Below are 15,539 nucleotides of genomic sequence, written 5' to 3' on the forward strand. Positions count from 1 at the left end.
GTTAAAACACAATATATAGTTATTGTTCGAAAAATCGCGCACAAGATAATGTGTTCTTATTGAAAGTTCAAGCGGTATATTTTTTCTCAATAGAGTTGACATCAAATAACTGGTTATAAATAAAGAAGATTTTTCTATGGGCGGAAATAGGCATTTATTAAAATTTGTGCGCGAGATCAAATTTTGAATTAAAAACGGATCCGAGGATGTTTTTGGAGATCAAAAGTGCGGTGAAAAAGTAGATTGAATTTCAACCGCACTTTTTTATTTGACTAGAGAGTTCCTCCAATCCCTTTAAATTTCTCAACAAATGCAGCGATTTTTTGGAATATACGTTGTTTGGTTGTGAGATACTGCGGATTAAGTGGGCTCATTTTCGGGAGCGCATCATTTAAATCCGTACCTTGTTCACTGGCGTATCCGCGTTTTAAAGATACGCTCATGTAACGTTTTGCGGCATCAATATTCAGTCCTTCACTGCTCATCAATTCATCGGCTTCTTGTTGTTGCTCTTTTTGGGCAAATTGGAAGAATGACTCAATAATGCCAGCTTTGTCGGCAATGTTATCCAAGTCAGTTTGATTAATAAAATCCACAATCAAACTTTCTTTTGCTCGGTTTCCTAGGCTTGCTCGAATGATAGATCGAATTTCATTAATCAGCTCAGCTTTGTTTTTCGTTTTCTTATTGTGTTCGAAAATCAATTCTAAGATGTAATCTAGATTGATTTCTTGAGATTTTAATAAATCCACTTCAAACACCACATCGTCCCAATCAATCGTTGATTTTGCTTTTTCCTCACCCTCTTTTTGATGACGGAGCCAATCGCGAATATCATTGTAAGTAGAGCGATAATTTTGAATATTACGTTCGCTCGGTATATCAATGGGGCGCATTTCAGCAAAAGTCTCATCCGTTAAATAATACTTTTCTTTAAAGGCTTCAACGGCTTTTTCATCCGTAGTATCAAGTGATTGGAAGGCTTGCAAAGCGGCGAATTCGTCATAATTTTGCAGAATATTTTCAACCCGCAAATATTCACCAAATAATTTCACAAAGTCTTTCTTATCTTTTTCCGTTTGAATTTCACTTGGGTCAGGAAATTTTTCTTTTAGCTCAGTCACAATATCAATATATCCACGGCAAGCAACACCGGCATCAGTAAAGCCTTCCATATATTGTTGATAACTTTTTTCCAAAACGACATTGCGTGTATTGGATTTACCGAAAAGGGTAATCGCATCAATCGTATCTTGTTCCAAATCACGGAAAGTGACGATATTGCCAAAACTTTTGGTACTGTTGTAAATGCGGTTTGTTCGAGAGTAAGCTTGAATCAAACCATGGTAGCGTAGGTTTTTATCCACAAATAACGTGTTTAACGTTGGGGCATCAAAACCAGTTAAAAACATTCCAACGACAATCAGTAAATCCACTTCTTTGTTTTTGACGCGTTTAGCGAGATCACGATAGTAGTTTTGGAACGATTTCGCATCCACATCGTAATTGGTCGCAAAATAGCCGTTGTAATCATCAATAGCAGATTTTAAAAATTCCTTAGCAGAAGAGTTCATTGCCTCTACTTCAAAACTTTCATCAACAATATCACCAATCGCATCTTGCTCTTCATTCGCGGCAAACGAAAAGATTGTTGCAATTTTAAGTGGATTTTTGACCGCACTTTGTAACTGTTTAAAAGTTTGATAATAAGCTTTGGCCGCATCCACGCTACTTACTGCAAACATGGCATTAAAGCCATTATTACCGGCATTAAAGCGATGGGTCTTTTGTTTGAAATTATCTAAAACATATTGGGCAATTTGCTCAATACGTTTAGGTTGTAAAAAGGCTTGTTTTTTCTCGAGTTTTGTCAGCTCTTCAAGATTCTTTTCAGTTTCAATGCTCTTGAATTGCGGCCGTACATCATTGTAATCCACTTTAAATTTCAGCACTTTTTCATCACGAATCGCATCGGTGATAATGTAAGAGTGGAGTTCAACGCCAAAAACGCTCGCTGTAGTTTCAGCACCTAATGCGTTAGTTGGAAAAATAGGCGTGCCGGTAAAACCAAATTGATAGTATTTTTTAAATTTTCTCGTTAGATTTTTTTGCGCTTCACCAAATTGAGAACGATGGCATTCATCAAAGATAAAAACGACCTGTTTATCGTAAATCGGTAATTTATCTTCCGATTTCATCAGATTATTGAGTTTTTGAATCGTAGTAACAATGATCTTATTGTCGTCTTTTTCGATATTGCGTTTTAATCCTGCCGTACTTTCTGAACCATTCACGCTATCCGGTGAAAAACGTTGATATTCTTTCATAGTTTGATAGTCCAAATCCTTTCTATCTACTACGAAGAATACTTTTTCAATAAAGTCTAATTCTGTTGCAAGACGTGCGGCTTTAAAGCTGGTGAGTGTTTTGCCTGAGCCGGTGGTGTGCCAAATATAGCCACCACTTTCTTTATTGCTCCAGCTTTTTGCTAAATAAGAACTTTTGATTTTCCATAAAATACGCTCGGTGGCGGCAATTTGATACGGACGCATAATCAATAGGGTATCGGATACATCAAACACGCAGTAATTTACCAACACATTGAGCAAAGTATGTTTTTGTAGGAATGTCGCCGTAAAATCCTTTAAATCTTTAATCAGAGTATTTTTTGCCGTTGCCCAATTCATTGTGAAGTCGTAGCTATTTTTATCGCGTTTGGTGGTATTGGCAAAATAGCGAGTATCCGTGCCATTAGAAATGACAAAAATCTGAATATATTTAAAGAGAGAATTTTCTTTATTGAAGCTTTCTTTGCTGTAGCGATGAATTTGATTAAAGGCTTCACGAATGGCTACACCGCGTTTTTTCAATTCAACATGTACAAGGGGTAAACCATTCACCAAAATTGTCACATCATAACGATTATCATAGCTGCCGCTTTGCTCAAATTGATTGATGAATTGCAGAGAATTATTGGCAAGATTTTTTTTATCTAGCAGATAAATATTCTGAATGCGTCCATTATCAAACACAAAATCATAAATATAGTCATCATGGATTTTGCGGGTTTTCTCAATCAGACTATCACTGGTTTTATCCAAATATTCCTCTAAAAAACGTTGCCATTCCGCATCGGAGAAAACCACGTTATTCAAGCGCTGTAATTGTGCCCGTAAATTTTTAACCAATGCATCATGGGTATTGAGCCCTTGTAAATACTCATAACCTTGCGCCTGTAAATCACGAATAAATTCACGCTCAAGGCCCCCTTCCGTTTGATAACCAGCGTTAGGCTCTTCCACAAATTTATTATATTGATCTAAAACGATAAAATTATTGGATTCAGCGATGGTTTTGTATTGGGTCATGATTTTTCCTTAGTATATTTTTCAGTTATTTAGTAATACTGAATAACTTGAGTTATTATAAGTTATTGAATAATAATCTTATTTTTATAGTTTAAATATTAATCAAGAAAACTTTAGTTTTAACTAAAGAACTTGACCTCGGATCCATATTTTTATACTATGTACGCCAACAGTTCCCCTGGCTTTGCCAACTCAAGTGGTTGGATTCACAAGGCTAGGGGCCATTTTTTTCCATAGATTCCATTCTTTTAGGTCAATAACTAATCCTGTATCTCTTATTGAAATTGCATTATTTTGCACCTTAGGAAATTCATCAAGAACCGTTAAAAAACGTTCTCCCCACGTTGAATTTGGACAAATAATATCTAACATTCTTTTCATCAAACAAAAATATACGAATACTTGTTTCGTTGAGAGCATTTTCCACTGTGGGTCATTTAGCCCTTTTAATGTTGCATTTACGGGAATAGAACGATTCCATAATCTGCTATGATGTGCGGAAATGTTGCGAATGATATTAAAAGCGTGAAGATGAGTTTGTAAATGTCTTCCACTTTTTAAATGATATATTTTAGCAATATGGTCTTTATCTTCTTCTTTCATCCCACTATAAAGTTTTGACATTGTGCCAAAATCCCAAACTTCACAGCATACCCAAATAGGTAGATCTTCGTATTGTTCTAAATGATGTTTTACAAAACTTGTTTTTCCTTCTCGGCGAATTAAACTATCAAGTTTATCTAACCATTCTGAATGTCGGAAATTAGAATCAAAAAATTCACTTTTTTTATGGGCGAGCGGATGATATTTTCCTAATTGATAAGCAATATTCACACGCATAGCGACTTCAATTCTTTCTAAAGCATCAAGTGCTAATTGTCGTAATTTTTTATCAAAAAGGTAAAGTTGTTTTACATCAGTAAAAGATGTATTTTCAGTAAAGCGGTCTAATTTTTTCTCAGGATTACAAATATCTATTTGGCGAAAAGGATAAAGATAGCCACTAACACGATAATATCCAATTGTTTTTAAATAACCTAAGGCTTTTAAGTCATTCTCAATAACAAGCCCACGTGTTTTTAATTGCGAGAGTTGGTCATCAAAACTTTTCCATTCTTTTAATGTTTTTGGCATATTTTCTTATTGTTTAAAATTTAGTAATAATTCTCTGTAATATTCATACCGCTTTTGACTTTGTTCAATCGCTAAAGGCAAGCCTTCGGTGATGGAATTGGTTAAGGTTTCAAATTTATCTAGGATTGAAACGATGCGTTGTTGTTGTTCGAGTGGGGGAACATCAAACTCATATTGCAAAATTGCAGTTTTATCCCCTCGAGGCATTTTGGCACCTTTTGAATATTTAACGTTGTATTCAAAGAAATGTTCATTTGCCAATATATGATAAAGATAACGTGGAATAACATTTTCATCTGTCAATCGTATAACTAACACATCACCATTTGTTCCACCAGTTTTATCTGCTAACCAAATTTTTCTTAAATAGGGACGAATGTTTCCAATTAAAATATCATCAGGAAGATATTCAATAAATGAGCCTTCAGTTGGTACATAATTGGAACTTGTTTTACCCAGTTTATTTTGAAGTAAATTTTCAACCCCTATATAATTTTCTTTATCCAATTTATCAGTCGAGATGCGTGATTTTGCATAAATAGCCACATCAATAAGTTTCTTCTTCCCCCCCCCCGAATTTAATTGCTCTAAACTATCAAAAGATAATAATTTTTCTCGATAGTATTCATATTGCTTCTGGCGTAGTATAAGCTCGCTGGTAAGCTCGCTGGTAAGCGCTGTCAATGCGTCCAAAATTTTTACGATTTCGGTTTGAACGGATAGTGGGGGGATGGGGATTTTGATTTTCTTAAATCTTGCTTTAGAAATATTGAATCTGGTTACTCCACTAGCTGATTTCACAATCTCTTTGCGAATAGAGAGCGTTCTAAATAGAAATTTAGAAAATTCAGGCAATAACTCTATATCATCATTAAATCTTAATCCAAACGAAAAACTATTTAGATAGATTTTTTGTTCTGTTTTTGTTGTAACAGCAGAAGACATCCCTGCTTCTTCAGCAGTTTCTGAAGAACCAGTAAATAAGACATCTCCATATTTTATGGTATATTGCTTTTCATCATCAGACACATTTACGGTGTCAAGATTATTAAAATCAACTTCAATGTTATTGAAGATATTTTTGTAAGGTACATAAAGGGCATTTCCATTTTCAAAGTCAGCTTTGCCTTTTCCTGTTAGCCCACCATAAATAGAAGATATTTCGTCGAGTGTTTTCCACTCAACCTCAGCCCCATCCAATAATTTTTCTAAAAAAGTGCGGTTGTTTTTCATTGTGTTTTTTACCCCTCAATCTCCGCCACAATTTTGTCAATTTCCGCACGCAAGCGGTCGATATTGGCAACTGTTTTACGAATTTCCGCATTGAGTTCATCAATATTAATCACTTCGCGAGTGTCTTTTTGTTCCACATAAGAACTCACCGCAAGGTTGTATTCATTTTTAACGATGTCTTCAAAGGACACGGATTTGGCTAAATGTGGCACATCCTCTTTATCGGCAAACAATTTGAGAATTTGCTCAATATGTTCCTCTTCTAAAATATTGTTATTGGTGGCGGATTTAAATAAACCGCTGGCATCGATAAATTGGGTTTGGGTATCTGGTTTATGTTTGGAAAGTACCAAAATATTCACCGCAATACTGGTGCCGAAAAAGAGATTTGGCGCAAGCGCAATCACCGTTTCTACATAGTTATTATCGACCAAATATTGACGAATTTTTTGCTCCGCACCGCCGCGATAAAAAATGCCGGGGAAGGAGACAATCGCCGCACGGCCTTTTGCTGAAAGATAACTTAACGCATGCAAAATAAAGGCAAAATCCGCTTTAGATTTTGGCGCAAGCACGCCTGCTGGGGCAAAACGCTCATCATTAATCAGTGTTGGATCGTCCGAGCCAATCCATTTCACGGAGTAAGGCGGATTAGAAACAATGGCATCGAAAGGTTTATCATCGCCAAATTGCGGATTCATTAAGGTGTTGCCAAGGGCGATATCAAACTTGTCGTGGTTGATGTTATGCAAAAACATATTCATACGAGCAAGGTTGTAAGTGGTGTGATTGATTTCTTGCCCAAAGAATCCTTCTTCAATGATGTGTTCATCAAATGGTTTTTTCGCTTGCAATAATAAAGAACCAGAACCAGCTGCCGGGTCATAAATTTTATTGACCTTGTCTTGTCCATATAAAGCCAGTCGAGCAATCAGCTTGGAAACGCATTGTGGCGTAAAGAACTCACCACCCGATTTACCGGCATTAGCGGCATAGTTGGAAATTAAAAATTCGTAAGCATCACCGAATAAATCAATATGATTATCTTCAAAGTCACCAAAATCTAACTCGGCAACGCCTTTTAATACCGCAGCTAGACGGCTGTTTTTATCGGCAACGGTATTGCCTAAGCGGTTGCTGGTGGTATCAAAATCGGCAAACAAGCCTTTGATATCCTGTTCGGAAGGGAAGCCAGTAGCGGAGTTTTCGATATCAGTAAAAATACTTTTTAGATCTATATTTAGATTCGGATTAGTATTGGCTGTCGCCACGACATTTTTAAATAGCTGGCTTGGGTAAATAAAATAGCCTTTTGCTTTGATGGTGTCTTCTTTGATCGCTGCAATAATAGGGTTGTCATCATTAAAAGTAGAATAATCAACGCTATCATCTCCACCTTTAATATAGTTGGCAAAATTTTCACTGATAAAACGATAGAAAAGTGTACCCAAAACATACTGTTTAAAATCCCAACCATCGACGGAACCGCGTACATCATTAGCGATTTGCCAAATACGTCGTTGAAGTTCGGCGCGTTGTTGAATTGCAGCTGCCATTAAAAGCTCCTTTGGAGAATAGAGTATTAAGTTAAGGCGCTATTCTACCTTTCGCTAGATCATTTATAAACATCAATAAGGCGGTTCGTATAATAAAAATCCCCATGGAAATAAATTCATGGGGATTTCAGATTATCTGAACAATGATAAAAATGCCGTAAAAAATGACCGCACTTTTATCTCAAATTTACCTTTCCAACTGTACGGGTAGGAACAAGCTCAATGGACGTTGTTTGAGGATTTGCCAGACACCGATCCAAATGTCGCACCAATTATCCACTTCGGTGTTGAGGGAGCGGAGGGCGAGCCATAAGGTGAGGGCGAAGCTGACGATAAGATTAACCAAACCGATGAGCAAGACGAAGACAATGCTTTGCGTTAATAATATCCAACCGAAATCTCCGCTGACAGCGATGTAGCCTACGTTGGCCGAGGAGAAGGCAACATGACGAATATCCAGTGGAAGACCGGTTAAATAGCCAATGACACCGGTTAAGCCGAGCAACATACCGAAGCACAAATTTCCCATGATGGAGCCATAGTTATCGTGTATATAATCAGCAAATTTGGCGCAGCATCTATTAGTTAATATGCGTTTGAGCAATGGGTGCTCGCGTAATCGCATTTTGAGGTTGAGATAATTACTGCGGTTATCGAAGAAACCCGAAATAATCCCGGAACAGAATAGCCATACTCCGGCAATGGCGGCAAACCATAAACTGCCTGCTAAAGGATCAATACTGTGTAATTGATACTCAATCATCTCTTTGTTTAATAATGGTGTTCCTGTTTGCTGTTCCACAACAAAAGCAATCAGAGCGGCCAAGCTGATGGCAACCATCACATTGCCTAACACGGCAACACTTTGTGAACGAAATACATCTACTAATAATTGTGCCAATTTGATGTTTAAGTTGCGATCTTGCGGATTGCGTTCTACTGCTTCGGCAAAGCGGGCAGCTGTCATTGCAGGCTGTTTGGTGGCAACAGTGAAGTGCAACATAAAAATTAAGGTGAAGCCGAAGCCATAATTTAATCCTTCTACGATGCCTTTCCACACTTTGTCGTCAATGACTGTGCCTAAGTAAATTTTAAATAAGGCCATTAAGGCGATTAAGATTCCGCCCCCCGCTGCAGAATAAAACATGGCGAAATATTCTTTTCGGTTACGTGTGATGTAATGTTCGCCGTGGTCTCCTGCGTTTTGCGTAATGCTTCGAGCCACCAGTTTGTTGCTCTGTTTCCATAATCGGGAAATGCTGTGTTGCTCAGCGGACGCACCGGCAAGGGTACCGGCTAATAAGAGAATTCGACGTGGCAAATAACGGTTAGACGCAAAAATCGCCATGAGTTTTTCTAAGCGTTCTAAGGTTTGTTCGAGACGTTCCAGTAAATAAGTGACATTGAATGAGGTGCCGACAACCGTCCCGCGTTTTTGCAGGCGATCAATTAATTCGCGACATTGTTCTATCATGACCTGTAAATGGCTGTCATCAAAAGCGTGTTGAGCACGGCGGGCTTGTAACCAGTCCACCACTTCACGGTGTAGTGCAACAAAAGGCGAATCAGCATTGAGCAATGTAGGTTCCATTCGCATGAGTTCCGGTTCCATGTCTTCGGCAGCGATCCAAATTGAGAGCATTTCAATAGCGAATAAGCCTTCTGCTTGAAAGTGTTGATGTACCCGCTGTTTATCGATGTCAGTGGCATGACGACGTAATAAACGGATCAAACCGCACCATTCTTTTAATGGGACGGCATTAATCCAACGGGCGTCGTTTTTATCACTGAATAACAAATAAAACACATCGCGTAGATCGTTAACGTCTTTAAAAGAAGGATTAATTCGTTCATATAAACGATTCTTCATTTCACGCCCGAAACCTTCCCGTGCCAAAATGCCACTGCTAATAAATAAGGGATATAAACGCATACTGCAGAGCCAGCCACAAAGCATTGCACTCAGCTCTCGAGTTAATCTTTTATTTTCTTTTAGGTTGTTCTTAAGAAGACGTAAGGCGGGTAACACTTGTTGTGGTTCACATTGACGCAACCAATAACAAAGACCTTCTAACAGCTCGAAGGTATTATTTTCCATAGTGTGTTGTTGTAAGAATGCATTTAAGGTCTCTGGTGTAAATGACGAATATTTCACGAATATAGGGCCTTTTTGAATGTTTATGGTTTATTTTGAGAGATGGATTATAAAGAAAATCAAAAGTCAAATGCAAATGAGGTAAAAATGCGGTCGAAAAACATCTTGTTTTTAGAAATATTGGGTTAACCTTTGATGTTAAAGGGAAAATCAAGTGACTAAGCACCTTATAGATTATTTTATTGATGAGTTTGAATAGGATATAAAAGTCTTCGTCGTGCTATTTTTCACTTTTTATAGATTATTGGTTGTACCTGTGTTTACGAGGTTTTCATTGGCATAAAAATTAAACGCAATCGATTTCGATTTTTTCATGTAATGGCATATAATCTCAGCCTTTCATTATGTCAGTTAAGAGAGCGTTGAAATGCAAAAATGGTTTAAACATAGTTTAGGTTTGGTGTGTCTTTCGTCTTTATTTTTTAGCCAACAAGTTGTGGCAGAAGGGCGTTTGACCGTGTATTGCACGGTGCAAAATGCCTTGTGTGAAAAAGTGACGACGCAGTTCGGGGAAAAATATGATGTGAAAACTGAATTTGTACACGGGGGCACGGAAACCATTTTTGGCAAGATCAAAGCGGAGAAAGACAATCCGCAGGCGGATTTTTGGTATGGCGGCACCATTGAGCCGCATTTCCAAGCAGGCGAGTTGGGTTTGTTAGAAGCCTACCGTTCGCCAAAACAAGTGGAAATCTTACCGCAGTTTAAATCGCTTATGATGCAAAAAGGCGATTTTACTTCCGTGGCATACATGTTGGTGTTGGGCTTTGGTGTGAATACACAAAAATTGGCACAACTGGGTTTGCCCGCACCACAAAGCTGGGAAGATTTGCTCAAACCGGAATATAAAGGTGAAATTCAACTGCCCGATCCGCGCGCTTCCGGCACGACCTATACCATCATGGCAACCTTGATTCAGCTTTGGGGCGAAGAAAAAGCCTTTGATTATTTGAAAAAGCTCAATGAAAACGTGTCGCAATATGTGAAAAGTAATTTAGTGACGGCGAATTTATCCCGTGGTGAAAGTGCGGTGAGTGTCGGTTTTGTGCATGCGTATGCCACCGAGAAAGAAAAAGGCGCGCCGGTGGAAACGGTGATCCCACAAGGTAAAACCGGTTATGCATTGGGAGGTGCAAGTATTATTAAAGGTGCACGTAACCTCGATAATGCTAAACTTTTTATGGATTTTGTACTGTCGAAAGAGGTACAGGAAATACCATGGCGTGAATTCGGTTTATATCAAATCCCAACCAATGCCAATGCGGAATCTTCACCAAAATCCGTTGACCCGAAAAAATTAGATTTTGTTGAATTTGATTTTGTGAAATTTGGTTCTAAAGACGAAGGCAAGCGATTAATTAATAAGTGGCTGGCTGACATCAAATTATCGAAATAACCCTACCTATGCTCGGCATAAATATTGTGCCGAGCAAGATCTTATGCTGACGTATCCATGCTAAAACACCTATTCCATCAACCTATCACTTGGATTTTGCTCGCTTTCTTGGCATTTGCCTGTTTGCCGGTGCGTGCCTTGGATTATGGCCTTTTCGGGGCGACCGCGAAAGAATATTTCGCCGCGATGGGATGGGCTCAGGTCAATATCAGTTGGCTGTGGTTTGGTGCATTGTGGATTTTCCCCTTTTTTCAGCGACTGCCTGATTCTCGTCGCTCGGCAAAAATAATCGTTATTTTGACCGCACTTTTGAGCTTCTTCATTTGGTTCTCCGCGGAAGCTTATGCTTTTCGCTTCGGTTATGCGGTGATTTTCCTGTTTATTGCCATAGGCTCCATATTCGTCAATGCCTTGGCGTGGTTAGGTTTTTTACGGGGAGATCGTTTTTTATTGGCGGTCGCCACAGGCCTTGCCGTGTTGGTGATCGGTTTTATTTTTTATCCGATCACCGCATTATTTACGATCTTTTTTACTGGCGAATCCGGTGAATTTGGCAATGTTTTTACGCTATTAAACCACCTCGGCTTGTGGAAAGTCATTGGTAATTCCTTGGCGGTCTCCTCTGCGGTCGGCGTATGTTCTGTTATGTTTGCTCTTGTTTTGGCGTTGTACACCACAAGAATTGCCAAACGCAGTTTGTTTATCAGCAAGATCTTTTCCTTATTGCCGATGGTGACGCCGCCTTTTGTTGTGAGCTTAGGTGTGATGTTGATGCTTGGGCGCTCAGGCTATGTCACTCAATTTCTTACGCAACATTTCGGCGTGAACCCGAATTGGCTTTATGGTTTTAACGGTATTCTTATTTCTCACACGTTGGCACTCACGCCCATGGCATTTATGTTGTTGGAAGGGGCATTAAAAAATCTTTCACCGAAATTGGAAGAAGCCGCCGTGATGCTCGGCGCAAATCGTTGGCAGAGTTTCCGTTTTATCGTGTTGCCGTTATTAAAACCGGCACTAGCCAATGCCTTTTTAATCGTGATGGTGCAATCTTTGGCGGATTTCAGCTCGCCTTTTGTGTTAGGCGGCAATTTTGACGTGTTGGCAACGCAAATTTATTTTTACATTGTGGGGGCACAAAACGACTATGTCTCTGCAAGTGCCTTGGGGATTATTTTGTTAAGTATCTCCCTCGGGATTTTCTGGCTGCAATATCATTTTATCGGGCGTAAAAATTACGTTACGCTCTCGGGCAAAGGGTTTGAAGGTCGAAGCACGCCTTTATCTTTCGGTTTAAAGATTACCGTTGTAAGTATTTTTGCTGCCTGGGTTGGTTTCAATGCTTTATTGTATGGCAGTATTTTTTACGGCAGCGTGATGCAGAACTGGGGTGTTAATCACACTTTTACTTTGCAACACTACATCACGCTATTCGGACAAGGCTGGAAGAACGGTGCGATTCCTTCTTTACTGCAAACTGTCTTGTTCGCAGTGATCGCCGCCCCTTTTACGGCAGTGAGTGGCTTTTTGTTGGCTTATTTCTTTTCTCGTCATCGTTTCTTCGGACAAAAACACATTGAATTTCTCACGTTGCTCAGTTTTGCGGTGCCGGGAACAGTTGCCGGGGTGTCTTACATCCTTGCGTTCAATAATGTCCCGCTCTATTTAACCGGCACAGGAGCGATCATTGTGCTTTCGATGGTGACTCGCAATATGCCTATTGGTTTGCGTGCCGCATTAGTGAATTTTAAACAATTAGATCCGGCATTGGATGAAGCTGCCTATTCTTTAAAAGCCAGTGCGTTTCAGACGTTACGTTTTATTACTTTGCCTTTATTGAAGCCCGCTTTATTGTCTGCTTTAGTGACCAGTTTTGTGCGTGCCATGACGACCATTAGTGCGATTATTTTCTTAGTTACGCCAAGCACCCGCGTGGCAACGTCGTTTATTTTAAATCGGGTAGAAGATGGCGATTACGGTTTAGCCGTGGCCTATGGCGCTAGTTTAATTGTGATTATGATGCTGGTTATCGGCTTATTTGGTCGATGGGTTGGTGAGACAAAGTTAGGACGATAACATGACACAACATATTGAATTAAAACAGGTTTATAAAGCTTTTGGTTCAACCAAGGTATTGCAAGATTTCAATCTTTCTTTTGAAAAAGGCAAATTTACGACCTTATTGGGTGCATCAGGCTGTGGCAAAACCACCATTCTGCGCCTCATTGCCGGATTAGAAGATCTCGATCAAGGGCAAATTTTATGTGACGGAAAAGACATCAGTCGGTTACCGCCACAACAGCGTGGTGTCGGCATTGTGTTTCAATCCTATGCGCTTTTCCCGCATTTAACCGTCGGGGAAAATGTGGCGTTCGGTTTGAAAATGCAGGAAACCCATTCCTCAGACATCGCCGAAAAAGTCAGTCAAGCATTAAAAATGGTGGAGCTCGAGGGGTTTGAACATCGCCGTATCGAACAACTTTCCGGTGGGCAACAACAACGTGTCGCCTTGGCGCGGGCGTTGGTAATTGCGCCACAAATTTTATTATTTGATGAGCCGTTAAGTAATTTGGATACCAACTTGCGCCGCACCATGCGTGAGATGATTCGCCATTTACAACAGAAATTGGGCATTACCGTGCTCTATGTGACCCACGATCAAACAGAAGCCTTTGCTATTTCTGATGCAGTCGTGGTGATGAATCAAGGAAAAGTCGAACAGATTGGTTTGCCGAATACGCTCTATCATCATCCAACCTCTCGTTTTACGGCAAACTTCATGGGGGAAGTGTCTTTCTTTCCTGTGACGGTAAAAAACGGAAACTATGTTCTGGCAGAAAATCCCTTGTCGATTGAATCGAATGAGCTACCACAGGATGGAAATTATTTACTCGGTATTCGCCCGGAAGGTGTGTTATTGGCATTAACCGGCGAACCTGCAGAACGTTGTGATGTGCAATCGGCGATTTCTATGGGGAATTATTGGGAGATTCAGGTGCGATGGCATGGATTGCCATTATTGGTGCATTTAAATCCGAATGATTACATACCAAATCAGCCCGAGTATTTTGTTAAGTTACGTCCGATTGGTTGGTTTGTGCTGCCTGTAGAGAAATAGGAAAGACGGAAAGTGCGGTGGGTTTTACCGTGTTTTTCGCCCTGTGTTAGACGAACAGGGCAGGGCGAGGGTTTTCGCGTGCCGGAATGAACGGAAATACGCGTTATTCTTTCCAAATAATATGATATTGACGATCTTCTTCTCGGTGAGAAATTAAAAACTTGGCAAAAATATCATCCATTTCGTCTTGTTCATTCACCAGTCCAATCCAGACTTCGGCATATTCTTCCGGATCAATTAACACACCAATTTCTTCTTCCCAGTTATCAGCGGTTTCGACGAACTCCACAGCGCCATGTTCTTCAAATTGCAGATTAAATAACAGAATATCGGCAGGATCGAGATTTTCCGGTGCCATTTCAAGAAAAATATCATAGGCAATATCAATAGCCGTATCGGGATCCAGTTTTTTGAATTCGCTCATTTGTGTATTCCATGCAAGTAAATTGGGGGCTCATCATAGCATAATTGCGGCGAAAGTGCGGTCGGTTTTTGTGGCGTTTTAAATGTAAAGAAAAGAGGCTTTTTTGAGCCCCTTTTTTATTTGTTTATGACATTTTTTTCACCGATTTGCGAACCACCAATTCAGGGTGGATTTCAATTTTTTCTTTCTGATCGGATTTATGGTTAATGCGTTCAAATAATAAATTCACGGCTTGCACACCTAAGCGAGACTTAGACTGGTGCACGGTTGTCAGTGGCGGTGAATAAAAACGCGAGGCATGAATGTTGTCATAACCGATAATGGAAATGTCTTCCGGTACACGTAAGCCTTTTTCGCCAATCGCAGAAATTGCGCCCAACGCCATGACATCGTTACAACAAAACACGGCGGTTGGTAGGTTGTCTTGGCTTAAAATTTTATTCATGCACTCATAGCCGTCTTCCGGTTCAAAAAAGCCTTCCATTACCCAGTTCGGATTAACGGTTAAACCGGCTTCTTTCATCGCATGGATAAAGCCTTCATAACGGGTTTTAGCCGTTGTTTTGGTGAGCTCACCGGCAATAATGCCGATGTATTTATGGCCGTTTTCAATGAGATGTTTAGTGGCTAAATAGCCGCCATCAAAGCTATTATCTTGGATGATATCAGTGTGTACGTTCGGGCCCCAATCCATCACGACCATCGGGATATTTTCAAAAGAATAGAGTAGGTTTAAGGAATCCGGAAAATATTCGGAACACATAACCAAAATGCCATCTACGCGTTTTTTCGCTAACATTTCCAAATGGTTTTTGATTTTTTCCGCATTATTTTGCGTGTTACACAGAAACAATGAATAACCTTGGCGATAGCAATGTTCTTCTACCGTATGAATGATTTCCGCAAAATAAGGTGCTTCACTGGTGGTGACGATCATGCCGATAGATTTGGTGGTATTCACTTTAAGGCTACGCGCCACCGCACTTGGAGAATAATTAAGATCTTTGATGGCCTGTAAAACCAAACTTTCGGTTTCTTGTGCCACAAAGCGGGTTTTATTGATTACGTGCGACACCGTGGTGGTGGATACGCCTGCCATTTTGGCAACATCTTTGATGGTAGCCATAATTTTCTCCCTAAAAATTTTGGCTATTA

General features: G+C 39.8%; 10 protein-coding genes. 3 read left to right on the forward strand and 7 right to left on the reverse strand.

The window, feature by feature from the left end; all coding sequences use genetic code 11:
• Window positions 1-272: 272 nt before the first annotated feature.
• The 5 genes from AC30SH_RS04025 to AC30SH_RS04045 form a co-directional block, all read right to left on the reverse strand.
• Window positions 273-3,368, reverse strand: coding sequence for a type I restriction endonuclease subunit R (locus AC30SH_RS04025; RefSeq protein ID WP_489582155.1), 3,096 nt, complete (start codon window positions 3,366-3,368; stop codon window positions 273-275).
• 192 nt (window positions 3,369-3,560) lie between these two features.
• Entirely contained in the window at window positions 3,561-4,502 is a 942-nt protein-coding gene (locus AC30SH_RS04030; protein WP_489582156.1) for an Abi family protein, read from the reverse strand.
• Window positions 4,503-4,508: 6 nt separating this feature from the next.
• The gene (locus AC30SH_RS04035) at window positions 4,509-5,735 is read right to left on the reverse strand and encodes a restriction endonuclease subunit S (protein WP_489582157.1); all 1,227 of its coding nucleotides are present in this window, start codon (window positions 5,733-5,735) and stop codon (window positions 4,509-4,511) included.
• Window positions 5,736-5,743: 8 nt separating this feature from the next.
• On the reverse strand, window positions 5,744-7,291 hold the full coding sequence (locus AC30SH_RS04040) for a type I restriction-modification system subunit M (protein ID WP_489582158.1): 1,548 nt from the start codon (window positions 7,289-7,291) through the stop codon (window positions 5,744-5,746).
• Between the two features lie 187 nt (window positions 7,292-7,478).
• A complete protein-coding gene (locus AC30SH_RS04045) occupies window positions 7,479-9,389 on the reverse strand; it encodes a site-specific recombinase (RefSeq protein WP_489582397.1) in 1,911 nt (636 codons plus the stop codon).
• A 424-nt stretch (window positions 9,390-9,813) separates the two neighbouring features.
• Between AC30SH_RS04045 and AC30SH_RS04050 the strand changes: the two genes are divergently transcribed.
• The 3 genes from AC30SH_RS04050 to AC30SH_RS04060 are packed head-to-tail and all read left to right on the forward strand — an operon-like array spanning window position 9,814 to window position 13,960.
• The gene (locus tag AC30SH_RS04050; protein WP_212509670.1) at window positions 9,814-10,842 is read left to right on the forward strand and encodes an ABC transporter substrate-binding protein; all 1,029 of its coding nucleotides are present in this window, start codon (window positions 9,814-9,816) and stop codon (window positions 10,840-10,842) included.
• Between the two features lie 57 nt (window positions 10,843-10,899).
• Window positions 10,900-12,918: an ABC transporter permease gene (locus AC30SH_RS04055; RefSeq protein WP_212509669.1), complete on the forward strand. Its 2,019-nt coding sequence runs from the start codon at window positions 10,900-10,902 to the stop codon at window positions 12,916-12,918.
• Between the two features lies 1 nt (window position 12,919).
• On the forward strand, window positions 12,920-13,960 hold the full coding sequence (locus tag AC30SH_RS04060; RefSeq protein ID WP_212509668.1) for an ATP-binding cassette domain-containing protein: 1,041 nt from the start codon (window positions 12,920-12,922) through the stop codon (window positions 13,958-13,960).
• Window positions 13,961-14,063: 103 nt separating this feature from the next.
• Here AC30SH_RS04060 and AC30SH_RS04065 read toward each other — a convergent pair whose 3' ends face one another.
• Window positions 14,064-14,384: an HI1450 family dsDNA-mimic protein gene (locus AC30SH_RS04065; RefSeq protein WP_212509667.1), complete on the reverse strand. Its 321-nt coding sequence runs from the start codon at window positions 14,382-14,384 to the stop codon at window positions 14,064-14,066.
• Window positions 14,385-14,508: 124 nt separating this feature from the next.
• Window positions 14,509-15,510 (reverse strand): HTH-type transcriptional repressor PurR, encoded by a 1,002-nt coding sequence (purR, locus tag AC30SH_RS04070; RefSeq protein WP_314885650.1) that lies wholly within the window; start codon window positions 15,508-15,510, stop codon window positions 14,509-14,511.
• Window positions 15,511-15,539 lie beyond the last annotated feature (29 nt).

This window comes from Aggregatibacter sp. HK296, from assembly GCF_980469475.1.